The following is a 15,860-nucleotide window of genomic DNA, read 5'->3' on the forward strand; positions in this document are numbered from 1 at the left end:
TAAAAAAGATTATCCCTCTTGTTTTGAGGATTTCTTCGCCACGCGTTTTGCTTTTATTTTTGCCGTAATTTTCTTGGTTTTATCGGAAGGTTTTTTTCCCTTTCCTTTACCTTTTGCATCGGGTTTTGCTTCGCTGTTTTTCCCTTTTTTCTCGGAACGGCGAAATGCAGAATCTGGCTCGAAGTTTTTATCTTTGCTCGCTTGCGCTTTTCGGCGGGCTGGGCGCGCTGCATTTTTTACTTCTTGCTTCATTTTATCCCGTGCAGTTTTACCCGGTGCTTTCGCTTTACGGGTAGTTGAAATTAACGCGAAATCAATGGTGCGTTCATCCATATGCACCGCTTCCACCCGAATTTCCACTTCATCACCAAGACGATAAGTTGTGCCTGATGATTCACCGATTAAGCGTTGGCCAACCGCATCATAACGATAATAATCGTTATCAAGAGTAGAAATATGCACTAAACCATCAATAAATAAATCATTGAGGCGAACAAAGAAGCCAAAACCAGTCACGCTAGTAATCAAGCCTTTGAAGACTTGCCCGACTTGGTCTTGCATAAAGTCACACTTCAACCAGTCAGCGACATCCCGCGTTGCTTCATCCGCGCGGCGTTCCGTCATCGAACAGTGCTCACCCAGTTGCAGCATGCTGTCCATGTCGGAGTGCCAGCCACCCGTTTCTGTCCAACGCTTATCTGAATGACCGTATTCTTTTGCCAACAGGTATTTAATACCACGGTGCAGCGTTAAGTCAGGGTAACGACGGATTGGCGAGGTAAAGTGCGCGTATGATTTCAGCCCTAAACCAAAGTGACCACGGTTTTCAGGGTCATAAATCGCTTGTTTCATCGAACGCAAGATCATGGTTTGCAGTAATTCATGATCAGGGCGCTCAGCCACTTCATTCATGACTTGAGCATAATCTTTTGGCTCAGGCTTCATACCACCTGGCAATGTCAGTCCTAACTCACTGAAGACTGAGCGTAAATTCATTACGCTTTCTTCTTTTGGACGGTCATGCACACGGTACAATGCAGGCTCTTCGTTTTTCTCAACAAACCTTGCAGCCGCAATGTTAGCTAAAATCATGCATTCTTCAATTAATTTGTGTGCATCATTTCGCTCGACGGGCTCGATGCTTTCAATACGACGCTCAGCATTAAAAATAAATTTCGCTTCTTCCGATTCAAAAGAAATCGCACCGCGCTCAATGCGCGCCGCATCTAACGCTTTGTACAACTGATGTAAATGTTCAATGTGAGGAACCAGCGCTTTATAATGTTCACGCAGTTCTTCATCACCTTCCAAGATTTTCCAGACTTTTGTATAGGTCAACCTTGCATGGGAATTCATCACCGCTTCATAGAATTTATATGAAGACAGCTTCCCTGAAGCTGATACCGTCATTTCGCACACCATACACAGGCGGTCTACCCCTGGGTTCAATGAGCAAAGGCCATTAGAAAGGACTTCTGGCAACATCGGTACAACTTGAGATGGGAAATACACTGAGTTACCGCGGCCGCGTGCCTCAGAATCCAGCGCTGTTTGTGGGCGCACATAATAGCTCACATCCGCAATGGCAACCCATAAACGCCAACCACCACCTTTTTTCGGCGCACAGTGAACAGCATCATCAAAGTCACGGGCATCTTCACCATCGATAGTCACGAGTGGCAAATCGCGTAAATCCATACGCCCTTTTTTCGCTGACTCCGGCACATGTTCACTTAAATCAGCGACTTGTTTTTCAACTTGCGGCGGCCAAGAGTGCGGAATTTCATGAGTACGCAGGGCGATTTCAACCGCCATGCCCGTTCCCATGGTTTCCCCAAGCACTTCAATGATATTTCCCACCGCTTGAGAACGGCGCTGTGGACGAGTGACTAACTCAACAACCACGACGTTACCCATGCGAGCACCGCAAATGCGGTCTTTCGGGATCAAGATATCAAAGCTAAGGCGGCTATCATCTGGCACCACAAACCCCATGCCTGATTCAATAAAATAGCGGCCGACAATTTGGTTGTTTCTTGGCTCAAGTACGCGAACTACACGCACTTCAGTACGACCTTTACGGTCTTGCCCGTACGGCTGCGCTAAAATTACGTCACCGTGCAGTGCGCGTTTCATCTCATCTTGAGATAAATAATAATCTTCTTTTTTACCCTCAACACGCAGGAAACCATAGCCATCACGGTGGCCAATCACTTTCCCTTTTAATAAATCCAAACGCTCTGGCAATGCATAGCATTGGCGGCGTGTAAATACGAGTTGACCATCACGTTCCATGGCTCTTAATCGACGGCGTAAAGCTTCTAATTCATCTTCCGTAGAAAGATTGAGTAACTGAGCGATTTCTTCGCGATTGGCTGGGGCAGTACGCTTCGAGATTAAGTCGAGAATGAATTCTCTACTTGGAATTGGGGACTCGTATTTTTCTGCTTCTCTTTCCTGAAAAGGATCTTGTGACATCGTTACCTCCGTTGTCATCAGAATTCATAATCACTGCGAATATTAATCAAGCAGCAATTGATAGAGCGGGCTGTTATCTTTCACCATGTCCGCCAGCGTATATTGATCAAGTTCTTGTAAAAACTGCTGTATTGCTTGGTGTAGCACACCTTTTAAACGACACGCAGGTGTTATGTGGCAAAATTCACCACTACAATTAACAAGGGTTAGGGGTTCTAATGCTCTAACAACATCCCCTATACGAATTGATTCTGCTGGTTGCCCTAGTGTAATCCCGCCATTTTTGCCACGAGTGGCTTTTATATAACCTAAATGACTGAGCTGATTGATGATTTTAACCATGTGGTTACGCGAAACGCCATAAACGTCCGTCACCTCTGTAATACTGGTCATCTTCCCTTCACCCAGAGAAGCCAGATAAATAAGAGCTCGTAATCCATAGTCGGTAAAACTCGTCAGTTGCACAATCACCTCAAAATTTTGGCTTTTACTCATACGACCAAAAATGAGTTGGTCGAAAATTTTCTCACGTATTTTAAAATGCAAATAACCTAATTTGAACCTAAATTCCGCTAGGTTATGCACAAAATATAGCATGCAAATAAATTATGTGTTCATAAATACAGTTTAGCGTATTACGTATCGCAAATATGCATATCATTGCACAGAATCTGCACACAAAAGTGACTTAGTTCAATCATTATGGGGAATTTTGACTGTTTTATCAAAGAAGTTGCATCACGGAGGGAGGTAAAGCAGTAAAAAAACTGCGCCTGTATTAGGCGCAGTCAGTATTATTACTCAACGTCAAACGGGTCACGCAGGATCATTGTTTCAGAACGATCTGGACCGGTTGAAATAATATCAACAGGGATACCCGTTAATTCTTCAACACGTTTGATGTAGTTCAGAGCTGCTTGTGGTAGTAATTCTCTTTGTTTCACACCAAAAGTGGTTTCTTTCCAACCTGGCATTGATTCGTAATCTGGCTCTAAACCATCCCACTCATCCGCAGCTAAAGGCGTTGTTTCAAGTATTTTGCCATCTGGACGACGGTAGCCCACACAGATTTTCACTTCTTCTAAACCGTCTAAAACATCCAGTTTAGTCATGCAGAAACCTGAAAGTGAGTTGATTTGCACCGCGCGCTTGATTGCAACAATATCTAACCAACCAGTACGACGTTTACGACCTGTGGTAGCACCAAACTCTTGACCTTTCTCACGCAGGAATTCACCCACTTCGTCAAACAGTTCAGTTGGGAATGGACCCGCACCAACACGTGTTGAGTAAGCTTTGATGATACCCAGTACGTAGTTAACATAACGTGGACCTAAACCAGAACCTGTTGCAACACCACCCGCAGTGGTATTTGAAGAGGTTACATACGGATAAGTACCGTGGTCGATGTCCAGTAATGTGCCTTGTGCACCTTCAAACATCACGAATTCGTTGTTCTGGCTTGCTTTGTACAGCAGATCAGATACATCGATTACCATGCCAGTCAGGATATCGGCAACAGCCATGATATCGTCTAGCGTTTTTTGGTAATCAACAGCAGGTTCTTTATAGTAATTAACGAGTTGGAAGTTATGGTATTCGACGATTTCTTTTAATTTTTCTGCAAAAGTTGCTTTATCGAATAAATCACCAACACGTAAGCCACGACGAGCAACTTTGTCTTCGTAAGCAGGACCAATACCACGACCAGTTGTTCCGATTGCTTTGGAACCACGTGCTTTTTCACGCGCATTATCTAATGCAACATGATAAGGCAGGATCAGAGGGCATGCTTCTGAAAGACGTAAACGTTCGCGAACAGGAACACCGCGGTCTTCCAATTCTTTCATCTCTTTCATTAATGCGTCTGGCGCAAGAACAACACCATTAGCGATGATGCTGATGACATTTTCACGAAGAATACCGGATGGAATTAAGTGGAGAACGGTTTTTTCACCGTTTACAACAAGCGTATGGCCAGCATTATGGCCGCCCTGATAGCGAACTACATATTTAGCGCGCTCTGTCAGCAAGTCGACGATCTTGCCCTTCCCTTCGTCACCCCATTGGGTGCCCAGTACGACAACGTTCTTACCCATTTCGAAATACACTCGGTTGCTTAAAAATGAATTCTACCATCAAAAATGAACTGTTCCAGTGATATTTTGGCATTGCTAAAATTTTTTTCTGGAAAGCAAGTTAAATGGTATTTTTATTTCTGCCGTAAACCCAAAATGAATGTAATCAGTTGAGCAGCTTAAATTTTCCCTGAAAAATCCTATACTTAAAACGACAGGCGAAAAAAAGCCCACCGAAGCGGGCTTTTCTTTAATAGATTAACAGTTATTTTGCTAGGTTGCACGCAACTTAGTCTGATTATTTATTAATCTGTTGCACGAAGCTTAGTTGGTGCTTTCATGAAGCGGAAGAAGTCAGTGTCTGGGCTTAATACCATCACGTCTTCACCACTCTTGAAGCTTTGCTCATAGGCACGTAAGCTACGAATAAACGCATAGAACTCTGGATCTTGGTTGAATGCATCAGCAAACAATTTTGTTGCCATCGCATCACCTTCACCTCGGTAAGTCAGTGCAGTACGCTCTGCTTCTGCCAGTGTTTCAGTTACAGTTTTATCTGCAACCGCACGGATCTTAGTCGCTTCTTCTTGACCTTGTGAACGGTGCTGACGAGCAACCGCTTCACGCTCTGCACGCATACGTGCATAGATAGCCTCAGAAACTTCGTTTGGCAGTTCAATACGTTTAATACGCACGTCGACAACTTCGATACCTAACGCCGCCATACTGTTTGCATTCACAACCAGTGGCTTCAAGTTAGTTTCTTTTTCAACACGTGCTGCCGCATCAGCAATCGCTGCATCCGCTTCTTTTGTTGCGTCGTCAATTGCAGTACCTTTGTTCAAGGCATCGCGCACATCAACGGTTAAACGACCACGTGAATCCGTGATGATGTCTTTAACGCTTAAACGACCAAACTCAGAACGTAAACGGTCACTAAACTTACGTTTTAACAGGGTTTCCGCTTGATATGGATTACCACCACCCGTTGCCACATAGTAGCGACTGAAGTCAGTAACACGCCATTTCAGGTAGGAGTCCACCATTAAGTCTTTGTTTTCGCTTGTCAGATAACGGTCAGCTTGGATTTCCAGTGTCTGAATACGTGCATCTAGCATTTTTACAGTTTCAATAAATGGAACTTTAAAATGCAGACCCGGCTCATAAATGATCGGTTTGTTTTCAGAATCACGCAGAACCTTACCAAAACGCAATACGATACCGCGGTCAGTTTGAGGAACAATAAAGATAGATGCGTATGCAACTGCCAAGATGGCAATAACGATAACAATTAGCGATTTACGCATGATTATTGTCTCCCTACTCTAACAGCATCACCACGAACAGCGCTGTTTGGCTGTGCTGGCGTTGCAGCAGAAGATGACGCACTGTTACTTGGCGTCGCCATTCTTGCTGACGGATTAACTTTTGACGTTGAAGCCGCATCTGAGTTTGTACCGCGCATGATTTGGTCAAGCGGTAGCACTAACATGCTGTTGCTCTTATCATTCGCAATCACTTTACGTGTATTACTTAACACACGCTCCATCGTATCGATGTAAAGACGCTCACGCGTAATTTCTGGCGCTGCACGGTATTCAGGTAACATTTTCGCAAAGCTTGCTACCTCACCCTCTGCTTTGAAGACCACACTCGCTTTATACGCTTCGGCTTCTTCAATCAGGCGTTGTGCGTTACCTTTTGCCAGTGGAAGAACTTCATTTCGGTAAGCATGCGCTTCACGAATCGTTTTTTGTTCTTCTTCCCTTGCTGAAATTACGTCATCGAATGCCGCTTTAACATCTTCAGGTGGACGCGCCGCTTGGAAGTTGACGTCCAGCAGTGTGATACCCATTTTGTATGGTGCGATTGTCGCTTCGAGCTCTTTTTGTGTCACATCACGGATAAAGGCACGATTCGTAGTCAATACTTGCTCCATGGCTGATTGACCAATAACACCACGCACAGCACTATCTAACGCCTGACGCAGACTGTTGTCTGGGTTGGTCACGCTAAATAAGTATTGAGCAGGGTCTGTCACACGATATTGAACGTTCATTTCAACGCGGATCACGTTTTCATCTGACGTCAACATCATGCCGTTAGTTGCTTGTTCACGTACAGTTTCTACGTTGACAGGCACGACTCTATCAATGAATGTTGGTTTCCAGTTCAAACCAGGTCCAACAACACCACTGTATTCACCAAAACGTAACACTACGCCGCGGTCACTTTCTTTGATGGTGTAGAAGCCTGAACCTGCCCAGACAACTACGATAGCGGCAAGTGCTAGCATACCTAAACGACCGCTGATTTGTGAAGGCTGTTTGTTCTCGCCATCACCACCATTGCCGCCTTTATTTCCGCCCAGCTTGCTGCCTATTTTACGAAAGAGATCGTCGAGATCATAAGCCCCACGTTTTCGACCACCTTTGTTCCCGCCAGAGTTGCCGCCTTTATTGCCGCTTCCCCACGGATCGCGGTCTTGTCCGTCATTACCGGGCTGATTCCACGCCATGTTTTAGCTCCATTCTTTATGATTGATTTTCAGGGCTAAGAGCTCCACTCAGCGCACTAAAAGTATGCTAAGTTTGTGTGTCTCTTAATATCAATTCCATTGCCTAACGACGCTGTTAAACCACGTAGTCAGGTAATTGCTGCTCTTGTTTGCACAAACGTCGCCAATCCACCATTGGCATACGCACCTCAAGGCCGATTGAGCCGTCATCTTCCAACCATTCACGTTCGATTGACTGGAGTTGATAAAAACGACTACGCAAACGACCTTCATTTGGTGGTAAACGCAATTCATAATGTGCGATTTCACCAGAAAGGCGTTCCGTCAATGCTTGTAACAGCAATGGGATACCTTCACCTGTTTGCGCTGAAACCCAAACGCGAACGGGTTTGTTATCCTCATCTCTGTCAATACGCGGGACAAAATCCTCCAGCATATCAACTTTGTTCATCACTAAAAGTGCTGGTATTTCATCCGCTTCAATTTCTTCCAACACGCTTTCAACTGCATGGATATTTTCATCCAAGCGAGCATCTGCTGCATCGATAACGTGCAGCAATAACGTTGCTTCACGTGTTTCTTGCAGGGTTGCTTTAAATGCAGCAACCAAATCATGTGGCAAGTGACGGATAAAACCCACGGTATCCGCCAAAACGACAACACCGACATCCTCAACATTAATACGACGAAGCGTCGGGTCGAGTGTCGCAAATAGCTGATCTGCAGCATAAACATCCGCAGACGTCATACGGTTAAATAAACTCGATTTACCCGCATTGGTGTAACCCACGAGAGAAATTGTCGGAATATCCGCTTTACTTCTCGCTTGACGCCCTTGTTCACGCTGTTTTTCTACTCGGCTAAGACGCAATAAAATCTGTTTGATTTTATCCCTTAATAACCGACGGTCTGTTTCAAGCTGAGTTTCACCAGGACCACGTAAACCAATCCCGCCTTTTTGGCGCTCAAGGTGTGTCCATCCTCTCACTAAGCGAGTGGATAAATGACGTAACTGTGCCAATTCAACTTGAAGCTTGCCTTCGTGCGTACGCGCGCGTTGAGCAAATATATCTAAAATTACCCCTGTACGGTCAACCACCTTACATTGGCAAATCCTTTCGAGATTACGTTCTTGAGCAGGGCTTAGCGTATGGTTAAACAACACCACATCTGCGCCACTTTCCTCAACGGCTTGGGCTATCTCTTCAGCTTTACCTTCCCCAACAAAAAACTTTGGGTGAGGCGCCTTACGACTGCCTGTGACTATTTGTACGGGTTTTACTCCAGCAGATGTCACGAGTGACTCAAATTCTGCCAGATTATCAACGTCTTTTTCTTGAGAAAAAAAGACATGGACTAACACAGCAAGTTCACCGCCTTCATACCTATCAAACAAGGTGCAACCTCTTAGGCTAAACAATAATTGCAAAGGAAAAACACAGGTACAGTCTCCCTACCCATGCTTTCCTTGTCTTTTAGCGTACAAACTTACTCAGTAGCTTCGCCATCCTGCGATGCAGGAGCACCAGAATGGTAATTACCATTGCCTGTGCTACCACCCGGTGTACCACTGTGGTGAGAAACAGGGCGTGCAGGGACGACAGTAGAGATAGCGTGTTTATAAACCATCTGACTAACTGTGTTTTTTAATAAAATGACAAATTGGTCAAAAGATTCAATTTGCCCCTGCAATTTGATGCCATTAACGAGATAAATAGAGACCGGAACCCTTTCACGACGTAATGCGTTCAGGAACGGATCTTGCAAAGATTGCCCCTTAGCCATTCTATGTTTTCCTTATTTTGTTGTTTTTAAATGAGAATCTTTAAGATTCCAAAAAGTAACTACTCAAAAATTGCGCTTAACGTTCTAATTGTACACAAACATCAGTCCTATGCACGTACTACCTGCATAACTGTGTCAAGCGCCTGCTGAGGTTGCTCACTATCTAACCAGTGAACATTCTCCCAGCTTCTTAACCAGGTAATCTGGCGTTTTGCCAATTGGCGTGTTGCACAAATTCCCCGATAAATCATTTCATCATGGCTAATTTCGCCATCCAAGTATGACCACATTTGCCGATATCCCACGCAACGAATGGCTGGAAGATCAACATGTAAATCACCTCGTTGGTAAAGAGCACGAACTTCTTTTTCAAAACCTGCGTTTATCATCAGATGAAAACGTTGTTCTATACGTTCATGTAAAATTTTACGATCTTGTGGCGCAATAGCAAACTGAAACACATTATAAGGTAATTCTTCCCCTGCTGTTTGTGTCATTTCAGTCAAAGTTTGTCCTGAAATGAGATATACCTCTAAAGCACGGGATAATCTTTGTGGATCATTTGGGTGGATCCTCGCCGCCGCAACAGGGTCTACTTCGGCTAATTGACGATGAACTTCACTCCATCCATGCTCTTGTGCTATCTGTTCTATTTGTGCTCGCACACTTGCATCAGCAGAAGGCAACGGTGAAAGCCCTTCTAGCAATGCTTTGAAATACAGCATTGTGCCACCAACAAGTAACGGTATTTTACCTTGTGCAGTAATCTCACTCATTACTTTTAATGCGTCACGACGAAAATCAGCAGCAGAATAAGGCAGAGATGGATCGAGAATATCAATCAAACGATGAGGGGCTTGGCTGAGTTCCTCGGCTGTTGGTTTTGCTGTACCAATATCCATTCCACGGTAAATTAACGCCGAATCGACACTAATAATCTCCACAGGCAAATGCTTGCGAAGTTCTATCGCTAAAGCGGTTTTACCTGAAGCTGTCGGCCCCATTAGGAATATTGCATCAGGTTTTTTCTGAGTTACTAAATCACTCATTTGTTAGTGTAGCTACCACGGATTGTAAATTAATTAATTGTAATAATGTTGGTGGGGGATTTTTTACCCACTGCGGACAAATCCGCTCAACATCAGCCAGCAACTGAACAGCCTGTGCTAAACTCCAACTTTCTTCTGTTTTCACCTGTGAAACCGCTTTGGCTAGCCATTGTGCGATATTTTGTTGGGTGAGACTTTCTTTTGTCGATAAAAAACCGATCAAATCTGAAAAAAGTTGCGATAAATTTTGTGTTCTTAATGGTAACGATACCGTATGAATTGTCACTTTTCCATGAAATATCGTGGCTTCGATACCAAATATTGTCAATTGTTCCTTGTACCGCTGTAAAACCTCTATTTCATCGTTTTTAAGTGACAATTTTAGCGGTATTAATAATGGCTGCGGCTTGAGGTTTTCCCCCTCTGGCGACAATTGCGCTAATTTCAATAAATAATTAGCTTCCGTTAAGGATAACAGGATTAGTCCCAACGAAGACTCAATTAATGCAAAGTTTTTTGAGTAAATTGTCAATACCTTGCCAAAAAGGTAGTTATCCGCATTTTTTGCCACAGGTTGTGAAGAAACTTGAAACGTATCCACAGGTTGGCGTTCAGGAAAAAGCGGTTTTTTATCTTCCTCAGCGACAGGGATAGACATCAAACTTTGATAAAGGTCTCCCGATTTTTTATCGTAGTTGGTGCCATAATTTTTTGGCTCTACATTCCCAGCAAATTGTGATGCGGGTTTGGGCTGGGGGAAACTCGATGTCGTCGTGCTTGCAGGTTTATAAGCGGTCTGTGGTTCACGTGCGGTTCTCTCAACCTGTGATTCAGCAGGATTAGGCTTCGAAGCAGGAACAGGAGAAGAAAAATAGTTATCCCCCGCTGAAGAGCGATTTTCGAGCTCAGTACTTGCAGGCTCTATTCCGGGTAATTCACCTATTGATGCCGCTTCAAGGAGCACTGTACGCACGGCTTGATAAATAAAATCATGCACTAAGCGTGCTTGATGAAAGCGAACTTCATGTTTTGCGGGATGGACATTAACATCCACTTGTTTTGGGTCGATGGTCAAATACAGAACATAAGCAGGCTGTTGGTTTTCGTCTAAATAACCTTCAAATGCTTGGCGGATCGCATGGTTAATTAGCCGATCTCGCATCATCCGCCCATTCACATAACAGTACTGTGTTTCACTCACGGGGGTATTTGATGGGGAAACCACCCAGCCCTTTATTGTGAGGTCGCTATGCTCCCATGCTAGCGCCAATGCGCCTTGCATAAACCCCGTACCACAGATAGTCCCAAGTCGCCTTTCTTGTTGAATTTCATCATGGGCAGCACGGTACTGTTTCACCAGTTTTCCGTTATGAGTCAAATTGATAGCCACATCAGGGCACGATAATGCAATACGGCGAACCACCTCATCAATATGGCCAAACTCGGTTTTTTCGGTGCGCATAAATTTGCGGCGCGCAGGGGTGTTATAGAATAAATCGAGCACTTCAACCGTCGTGCCATTGGGGTGTGCAGCAGGCTTTACCGTCACTTCCATATCCCGCCCTTCAGCGTAGGATTGCCACGCTTCGGTTTGGTCAGCAGGTTTTGACGTCAATGTTAACCGTGAAACTGAGCTAATGCTCGCTAATGCTTCCCCGCGAAAGCCCATACTCATAATGGCTTCGAGGTCATCAAGTGTCGCAATTTTACTGGTCGCATGGCGCGCAAGGGCGAGGATCAATTCGTCTTTGTTGATCCCACAGCCATTATCACGAATACGGATCAGTTTCTCTCCCCCACGCTCAATATCAATATCAATGCGTGTTGCCTTGGCATCAAGGCTGTTCTCAACCAGCTCTTTTACGACAGATGCAGGTCTTTCGACCACCTCACCCGCCGCAATTTGGTTCGCTAATTGAGGAGAGAGAATATGTATTGCCATTACTCAATTCCTTATTTGGGTGCTGCTTGAATCGGATTCGCAAGAAAATATTGGCGCAACCCTAAGTGAATGGCCTCAGCCACTGCATCTTGGAATTCATTGGATTTGAGCAGTTGCTCTTCCGCCGCATTACTGATAAAGCCTGTTTCAACTAAGATTGACGGAATATCGGGAGAACGTAGAACCCCAAGGCTGGCATGCTCTGGCGTTTTTTTATGAATATTGCCTACTTTTCTTAATTGTTGAATCACTTGAACAGCGACATCATATCCCACACGCTGGGAATGACCGAACTGTAAATCCAATACCGCTTGGCTTAAGTACGGATCTGCACCACTGAGCGCATCACCGGCACCACCTAATAATTCAGATTGTTTTTCACGTTGTTCTAACCAGCTACCTAACTCACTGTTTGCACGGCGGTTTGATAACACCCAAACGGAGGCACCACGTGCGCTGCTATTCGGTGCTGAGTCCGCATGGATAGACACCAACATATTTGCGCCTTTTTTACGTGCAACTTCAGAGCGCCCACCGACAGAAATAAAGTAGTCGCCATCACGAGTCATCGCAGGTTTGAACATAGGATCAGCTTCAAGACGCTGATAGAGTTTTTTTGCAACACTCAGTGTTACGTCTTTCTCTTTATAACCGTTTTTCCCAATCGCACCCGGGTCTTTCCCCCCATGCCCTGCATCAATGGCGATCACCACCTGTTTGCTGCCTTTTGGCATGCTCTTGTATTTTACTGGGGCAGGTGTTGAAACAGGCGCAGGCGCTGGGGTATTCATTTTTAACGGCTTGTCCTGTGTGTTATTCACCACAGGAGCAACATTATTATTGGTGCGATTAAATGGCGCTGAACTGGTTGAATTACCTGTTGAAATCGTCAGAACTAATTGGTATTCGCTACCCACTTGCTTTAGAACAGCTTTGGTTTTTGCAGCGCGGGATAATTCCATCACCAGACGTTTATGTTGGTTGTCCGAAGGTTGACTTGAACGTACCACTTTGACCAAATCACCCGCAGGGACTTTTAGCGGTAAGCCAAGAATGTCACCTCGTTGTTTAACATCAACAACCAGTCGCTCAGGTGAATGCAATGGGAAATAAGAGTAATCAGGCTTACCATCAATAAAGCTTAGTGTGACCTCAGCTTGGGATGGGCTATTATTCACTTGAATATTCGACAGTGTTGCGGCTTGTGCTTGCACAGCAAAAAGCCATGCTAATGAAAGCATAAAAAGGACAAAAGCTGCCAAAAAACCCTTTCTTGTTATTCTGTGCATTGATGCATTCAACATGAGCAATAAGTTCCTTAGAATTGGGGTAATGCTTCTAACAACGACTCCCCATTTGCAGACAAAGCAACAATGTGAGCCTGACGCCCTTCATCTTGATACGTGAGATGGAGCTCAAGATCCGCTTCGGGTAAAAAACCTTTACCTTGCTGCGGCCATTCAACCAAACAGATCGAATTTTCAGAAAAATAGTCGCGAATTCCCATAAATTCAAGTTCTTCAGGATCGGCTAAGCGATAAAGATCGAAATGAAAAACATGGCGATCCGCTAATTCATAAGGCTCAACCAATGTATAAGTTGGGCTCTTCACATGGCCTTGATGGCCCAGTGCTTGTAAGAAGCCACGGCTAAACGTGGTTTTCCCTGCACCAAGGTCGCCATATAGGTGAATGACTGCGCCTTGGCGACAAGCGCCGGCGAGTGTGCGACCAAGTGCAACAGTTTGCGCTTCATCAGCAAGTTGTATTGTGCATTCTTTCATAGTGTTCTTTTGTGACATTATTGCTGGCTGTGTTGCCGATTTATCGCCTAACAACGGCTATTTGTATACAGTAGGAAGTCCATTTCAATTCCTCCGAATATCATTCACTATCTTAACCTAAGCGCCATTATTTTTCTTAATTAACGTTGCTGGAATGATCAGTTCAGAAATATCTTATAATAGATCTAAACACTTAAAGGCACTCTTTTCATTCATTTTGAGAAAAAATGCTTCCATGATAGAGTGCCAGCCGTTTTATTTTACCGTGACAGGATCTGATGGCCACACTTCTCGATCTCAACCTTCTCGCTCAACTGATCAAACAATGGGGCATTGAAGCAGGCTTCCAACAAGTGGGGATCTGCGATACTGACTTGTCCGCGGAAGAACCCAAACTGCAAGCATGGCTTGATAAGCAGTACCACGGTGAAATGGAATGGATGAACCGCCACGGAATGATGCGAGCACGCCCCCATGAGCTTCATCCGGGTACTTTACGAGCCATCAGTGTTCGCATGAATTATTTGCCAGCCAAAGCCGCATTTGCCAGCACACTGAATAACCCTGAGCTCGGCTATGTGAGCCGCTATGCCCTCGGCCGCGACTATCATAAGCTATTAAAAAAACGCTTAAAAGTCCTTGCTGATCGTATTTTAGCTTACTGCCGAGATTTTGATGGGGCGCTTCTTGCGGATGGTACAACCGTCGAGGATCTCAACTTTCGCCCCTTTGTTGATTCTGCCCCTATCTTAGAACGGCCTATTGCCGTTAAGGCGGGTTTAGGCTGGACCGGAAAACACTCATTAGTCTTGAATCGTGAAGCGGGCTCGTGGTTTTTCCTTGGTGAGCTGCTGATTAACCTACCTGTTCCGATTGATAAACCCATTGAAGATGGCTGCGGTCGCTGTGTTGCATGTATGACAACCTGTCCAACAGGCGCCATTGTTGAGCCTTATACTGTTGATGCAAGACGCTGTATTTCCTACTTAACAATTGAACTTGATAGCGCGATACCAGAAGAATTTCGCCCATTAATGGGAAATCGAATTTATGGTTGTGATGATTGCCAGCTAATTTGCCCATGGAATCGTTTTTCACAGCTAACTGACGAAGACGATTTTAGCCCAAGGCAAGCGCTACATACGCCAGAGCTTCTTGAATTATTCGCATGGGATGAAGACAAATTTTTGAAGGTAACCGAAGGCTCTGCTATCCGCCGTATTGGCTATATTAAATGGTTAAGAAACATCAGTGTTGCACTGGGCAATGCGCCTTATCAAGATAGCGTCGTACTTGCGTTACAAAACAGGTTAGGGATCAACGAAATGTTAGACGAACACTTTCACTGGTCTATAGAACAGCAGCTTAACCGACGCTTAGAGAACCAAGTGACAATTCAAACTTCACAACAAAAACGCCTTGTACGCGCCATTACTAAAGGTTTACCTCGCGACGCCTAAAAAAAGCCCTGCCATATAACTGAAATCTATAATTGTCAAATCGATGTGAATAAAATAAAAAACTGCTTTGCAGACAATAGGTAAAGAATTTGCAAGTTGTGCTTAGCACATTTTCAAAAAATAAATTCATCGACTATAAATCAATGAGTTATAGATAAGCGTTCAGGCTATCTTTGCTAGACAGTACAAAAAAAATTGTTGTGTTAGCCTGTGGATAACTCTGTGCAATAAGTTATTTCAAATTGGCATATAGATGTGCAGCAACTCAATAGGCTGTGGATAACTTTTTGATGCTGAATTGTGAAGAAAAACGCTGATTTTATGTTAACTAACCGAAAAAAGCTGTCAAAATATCAGGTTAAAATAAAAATTTGACTGAGTTAAATAAAAAACACATTTTTGTTTATTATTTAAACATTACTCTTCAGACGTTAAATACCTTTTGAGTGCCCTATTGGTAAGGGGTGGCTATTCTATGGCGACCTGAAGTCGAATGCAAGCAAAAATCAAAATTAGATCCAAGAAAGATCGGCGAAGGCGCGTGGATCCTAGCTTAACAAAGGCACAGACAATAAAATCACGTACAAAAATCCATTAGATGAAATAAGTAATTTCACTTAGCGCTTTAGTCGCTTAATATCGTTTGAATTGAAGTTATGAAAATAAAACTGAGGTAATGTAAATAAGATATTGGAGCGGGAAACGAGACTCGAACTCGCGACCCCGACCTTGGCAAGGTCGTGCTCTACCAACTGAGCTATTCCCGC

12 protein-coding genes and 1 tRNA gene are annotated in these 15,860 nt (G+C 44.2%); 1 reads left to right on the top strand and 12 read right to left on the bottom strand.

Features of this window, described 5'->3' with window-relative positions:
- Positions 1 to 9 precede the first annotated feature (9 nt).
- The 11 genes from rnr to tsaE form a co-directional block, all read right to left on the bottom strand.
- Positions 10 to 2,478: a ribonuclease R gene (gene rnr, locus AC4IFT_RS14740; RefSeq protein ID WP_490735669.1), complete on the bottom strand. Its 2,469-nt coding sequence runs from the start codon at positions 2,476 to 2,478 to the stop codon at positions 10 to 12.
- Positions 2,479 to 2,520: 42 nt separating this feature from the next.
- Positions 2,521 to 2,943 (bottom strand): nitric oxide-sensing transcriptional repressor NsrR, encoded by a 423-nt coding sequence (nsrR, locus tag AC4IFT_RS14745; RefSeq protein WP_219244917.1) that lies wholly within the window; start codon positions 2,941 to 2,943, stop codon positions 2,521 to 2,523.
- Positions 2,944 to 3,275: 332 nt separating this feature from the next.
- Positions 3,276 to 4,577 carry an adenylosuccinate synthase gene (locus AC4IFT_RS14750; RefSeq protein ID WP_490735666.1) on the bottom strand — a complete coding sequence of 434 codons (1,302 nt, stop codon included), beginning with the start codon at positions 4,575 to 4,577 and terminating at the stop codon, positions 3,276 to 3,278.
- 284 nt (positions 4,578 to 4,861) lie between these two features.
- Positions 4,862 to 5,863, bottom strand: coding sequence for a protease modulator HflC (gene hflC / locus AC4IFT_RS14755; protein WP_225820591.1), 1,002 nt, complete (start codon positions 5,861 to 5,863; stop codon positions 4,862 to 4,864).
- Between the two features lie 2 nt (positions 5,864 to 5,865).
- Positions 5,866 to 7,074, bottom strand: coding sequence for an FtsH protease activity modulator HflK (hflK, locus tag AC4IFT_RS14760; protein ID WP_219244920.1), 1,209 nt, complete (start codon positions 7,072 to 7,074; stop codon positions 5,866 to 5,868).
- Between the two features lie 115 nt (positions 7,075 to 7,189).
- Positions 7,190 to 8,470: a ribosome rescue GTPase HflX gene (gene hflX, locus AC4IFT_RS14765; RefSeq protein ID WP_490751701.1), complete on the bottom strand. Its 1,281-nt coding sequence runs from the start codon at positions 8,468 to 8,470 to the stop codon at positions 7,190 to 7,192.
- 92 nt (positions 8,471 to 8,562) lie between these two features.
- Positions 8,563 to 8,859, bottom strand: coding sequence for an RNA chaperone Hfq (gene hfq, locus AC4IFT_RS14770; protein WP_490735663.1), 297 nt, complete (start codon positions 8,857 to 8,859; stop codon positions 8,563 to 8,565).
- A gap of 107 nt (positions 8,860 to 8,966) precedes the next feature.
- Positions 8,967 to 9,908 (bottom strand): tRNA (adenosine(37)-N6)-dimethylallyltransferase MiaA, encoded by a 942-nt coding sequence (gene miaA / locus AC4IFT_RS14775; protein ID WP_490751702.1) that lies wholly within the window; start codon positions 9,906 to 9,908, stop codon positions 8,967 to 8,969.
- Positions 9,901 to 11,850 carry a DNA mismatch repair endonuclease MutL gene (gene mutL / locus AC4IFT_RS14780; protein ID WP_490751704.1) on the bottom strand — a complete coding sequence of 650 codons (1,950 nt, stop codon included), beginning with the start codon at positions 11,848 to 11,850 and terminating at the stop codon, positions 9,901 to 9,903. The genes miaA and mutL overlap by 8 nt, the downstream gene beginning before the upstream one ends.
- Before the next feature lie 11 nt (positions 11,851 to 11,861).
- A complete protein-coding gene (amiB, locus tag AC4IFT_RS14785; RefSeq protein WP_490751706.1) occupies positions 11,862 to 13,154 on the bottom strand; it encodes an N-acetylmuramoyl-L-alanine amidase AmiB in 1,293 nt (430 codons plus the stop codon).
- A 14-nt stretch (positions 13,155 to 13,168) separates the two neighbouring features.
- Positions 13,169 to 13,633 (bottom strand): tRNA (adenosine(37)-N6)-threonylcarbamoyltransferase complex ATPase subunit type 1 TsaE, encoded by a 465-nt coding sequence (gene tsaE / locus AC4IFT_RS14790; RefSeq protein ID WP_430253148.1) that lies wholly within the window; start codon positions 13,631 to 13,633, stop codon positions 13,169 to 13,171.
- Positions 13,634 to 13,911: 278 nt separating this feature from the next.
- Between tsaE and queG the strand changes: the two genes are divergently transcribed.
- Positions 13,912 to 15,093, top strand: coding sequence for a tRNA epoxyqueuosine(34) reductase QueG (queG, locus tag AC4IFT_RS14795; RefSeq protein ID WP_490735654.1), 1,182 nt, complete (start codon positions 13,912 to 13,914; stop codon positions 15,091 to 15,093).
- Positions 15,094 to 15,784: 691 nt separating this feature from the next.
- Here the strand turns inward: queG and AC4IFT_RS14800 are convergent.
- Positions 15,785 to 15,860 (bottom strand) — tRNA-Gly (locus tag AC4IFT_RS14800).

Source organism: Providencia sp. UF-183 (assembly GCF_058246155.1).

Excerpts from the sequence above, each read along its gene's own strand:
- rnr (WP_490735669.1), bottom strand. The coding sequence starts at position 2,478 with ATGTCACAAGATCCTTTTCAGGAAAGAGAAGCAGAAAAATACGAGTCC.
- AC4IFT_RS14750 (WP_490735666.1), bottom strand. The coding sequence starts at position 4,577 with ATGGGTAAGAACGTTGTCGTACTGGGCACCCAATGGGGTGACGAAGGG.
- hflC (WP_225820591.1), bottom strand. The coding sequence starts at position 5,863 with ATGCGTAAATCGCTAATTGTTATCGTTATTGCCATCTTGGCAGTTGCA.
- hflK (WP_219244920.1), bottom strand. The coding sequence starts at position 7,074 with ATGGCGTGGAATCAGCCCGGTAATGACGGACAAGACCGCGATCCGTGG.
- hfq (WP_490735663.1), bottom strand. The coding sequence starts at position 8,859 with ATGGCTAAGGGGCAATCTTTGCAAGATCCGTTCCTGAACGCATTACGT.
- miaA (WP_490751702.1), bottom strand. The coding sequence starts at position 9,908 with ATGAGTGATTTAGTAACTCAGAAAAAACCTGATGCAATATTCCTAATG.
- mutL (WP_490751704.1), bottom strand. The coding sequence starts at position 11,850 with ATGGCAATACATATTCTCTCTCCTCAATTAGCGAACCAAATTGCGGCG.
- amiB (WP_490751706.1), bottom strand. The coding sequence starts at position 13,154 with ATGTTGAATGCATCAATGCACAGAATAACAAGAAAGGGTTTTTTGGCA.
- tsaE (WP_430253148.1), bottom strand. The coding sequence starts at position 13,633 with ATGAAAGAATGCACAATACAACTTGCTGATGAAGCGCAAACTGTTGCA.
- queG (WP_490735654.1), top strand. The coding sequence starts at position 13,912 with ATGGCCACACTTCTCGATCTCAACCTTCTCGCTCAACTGATCAAACAA.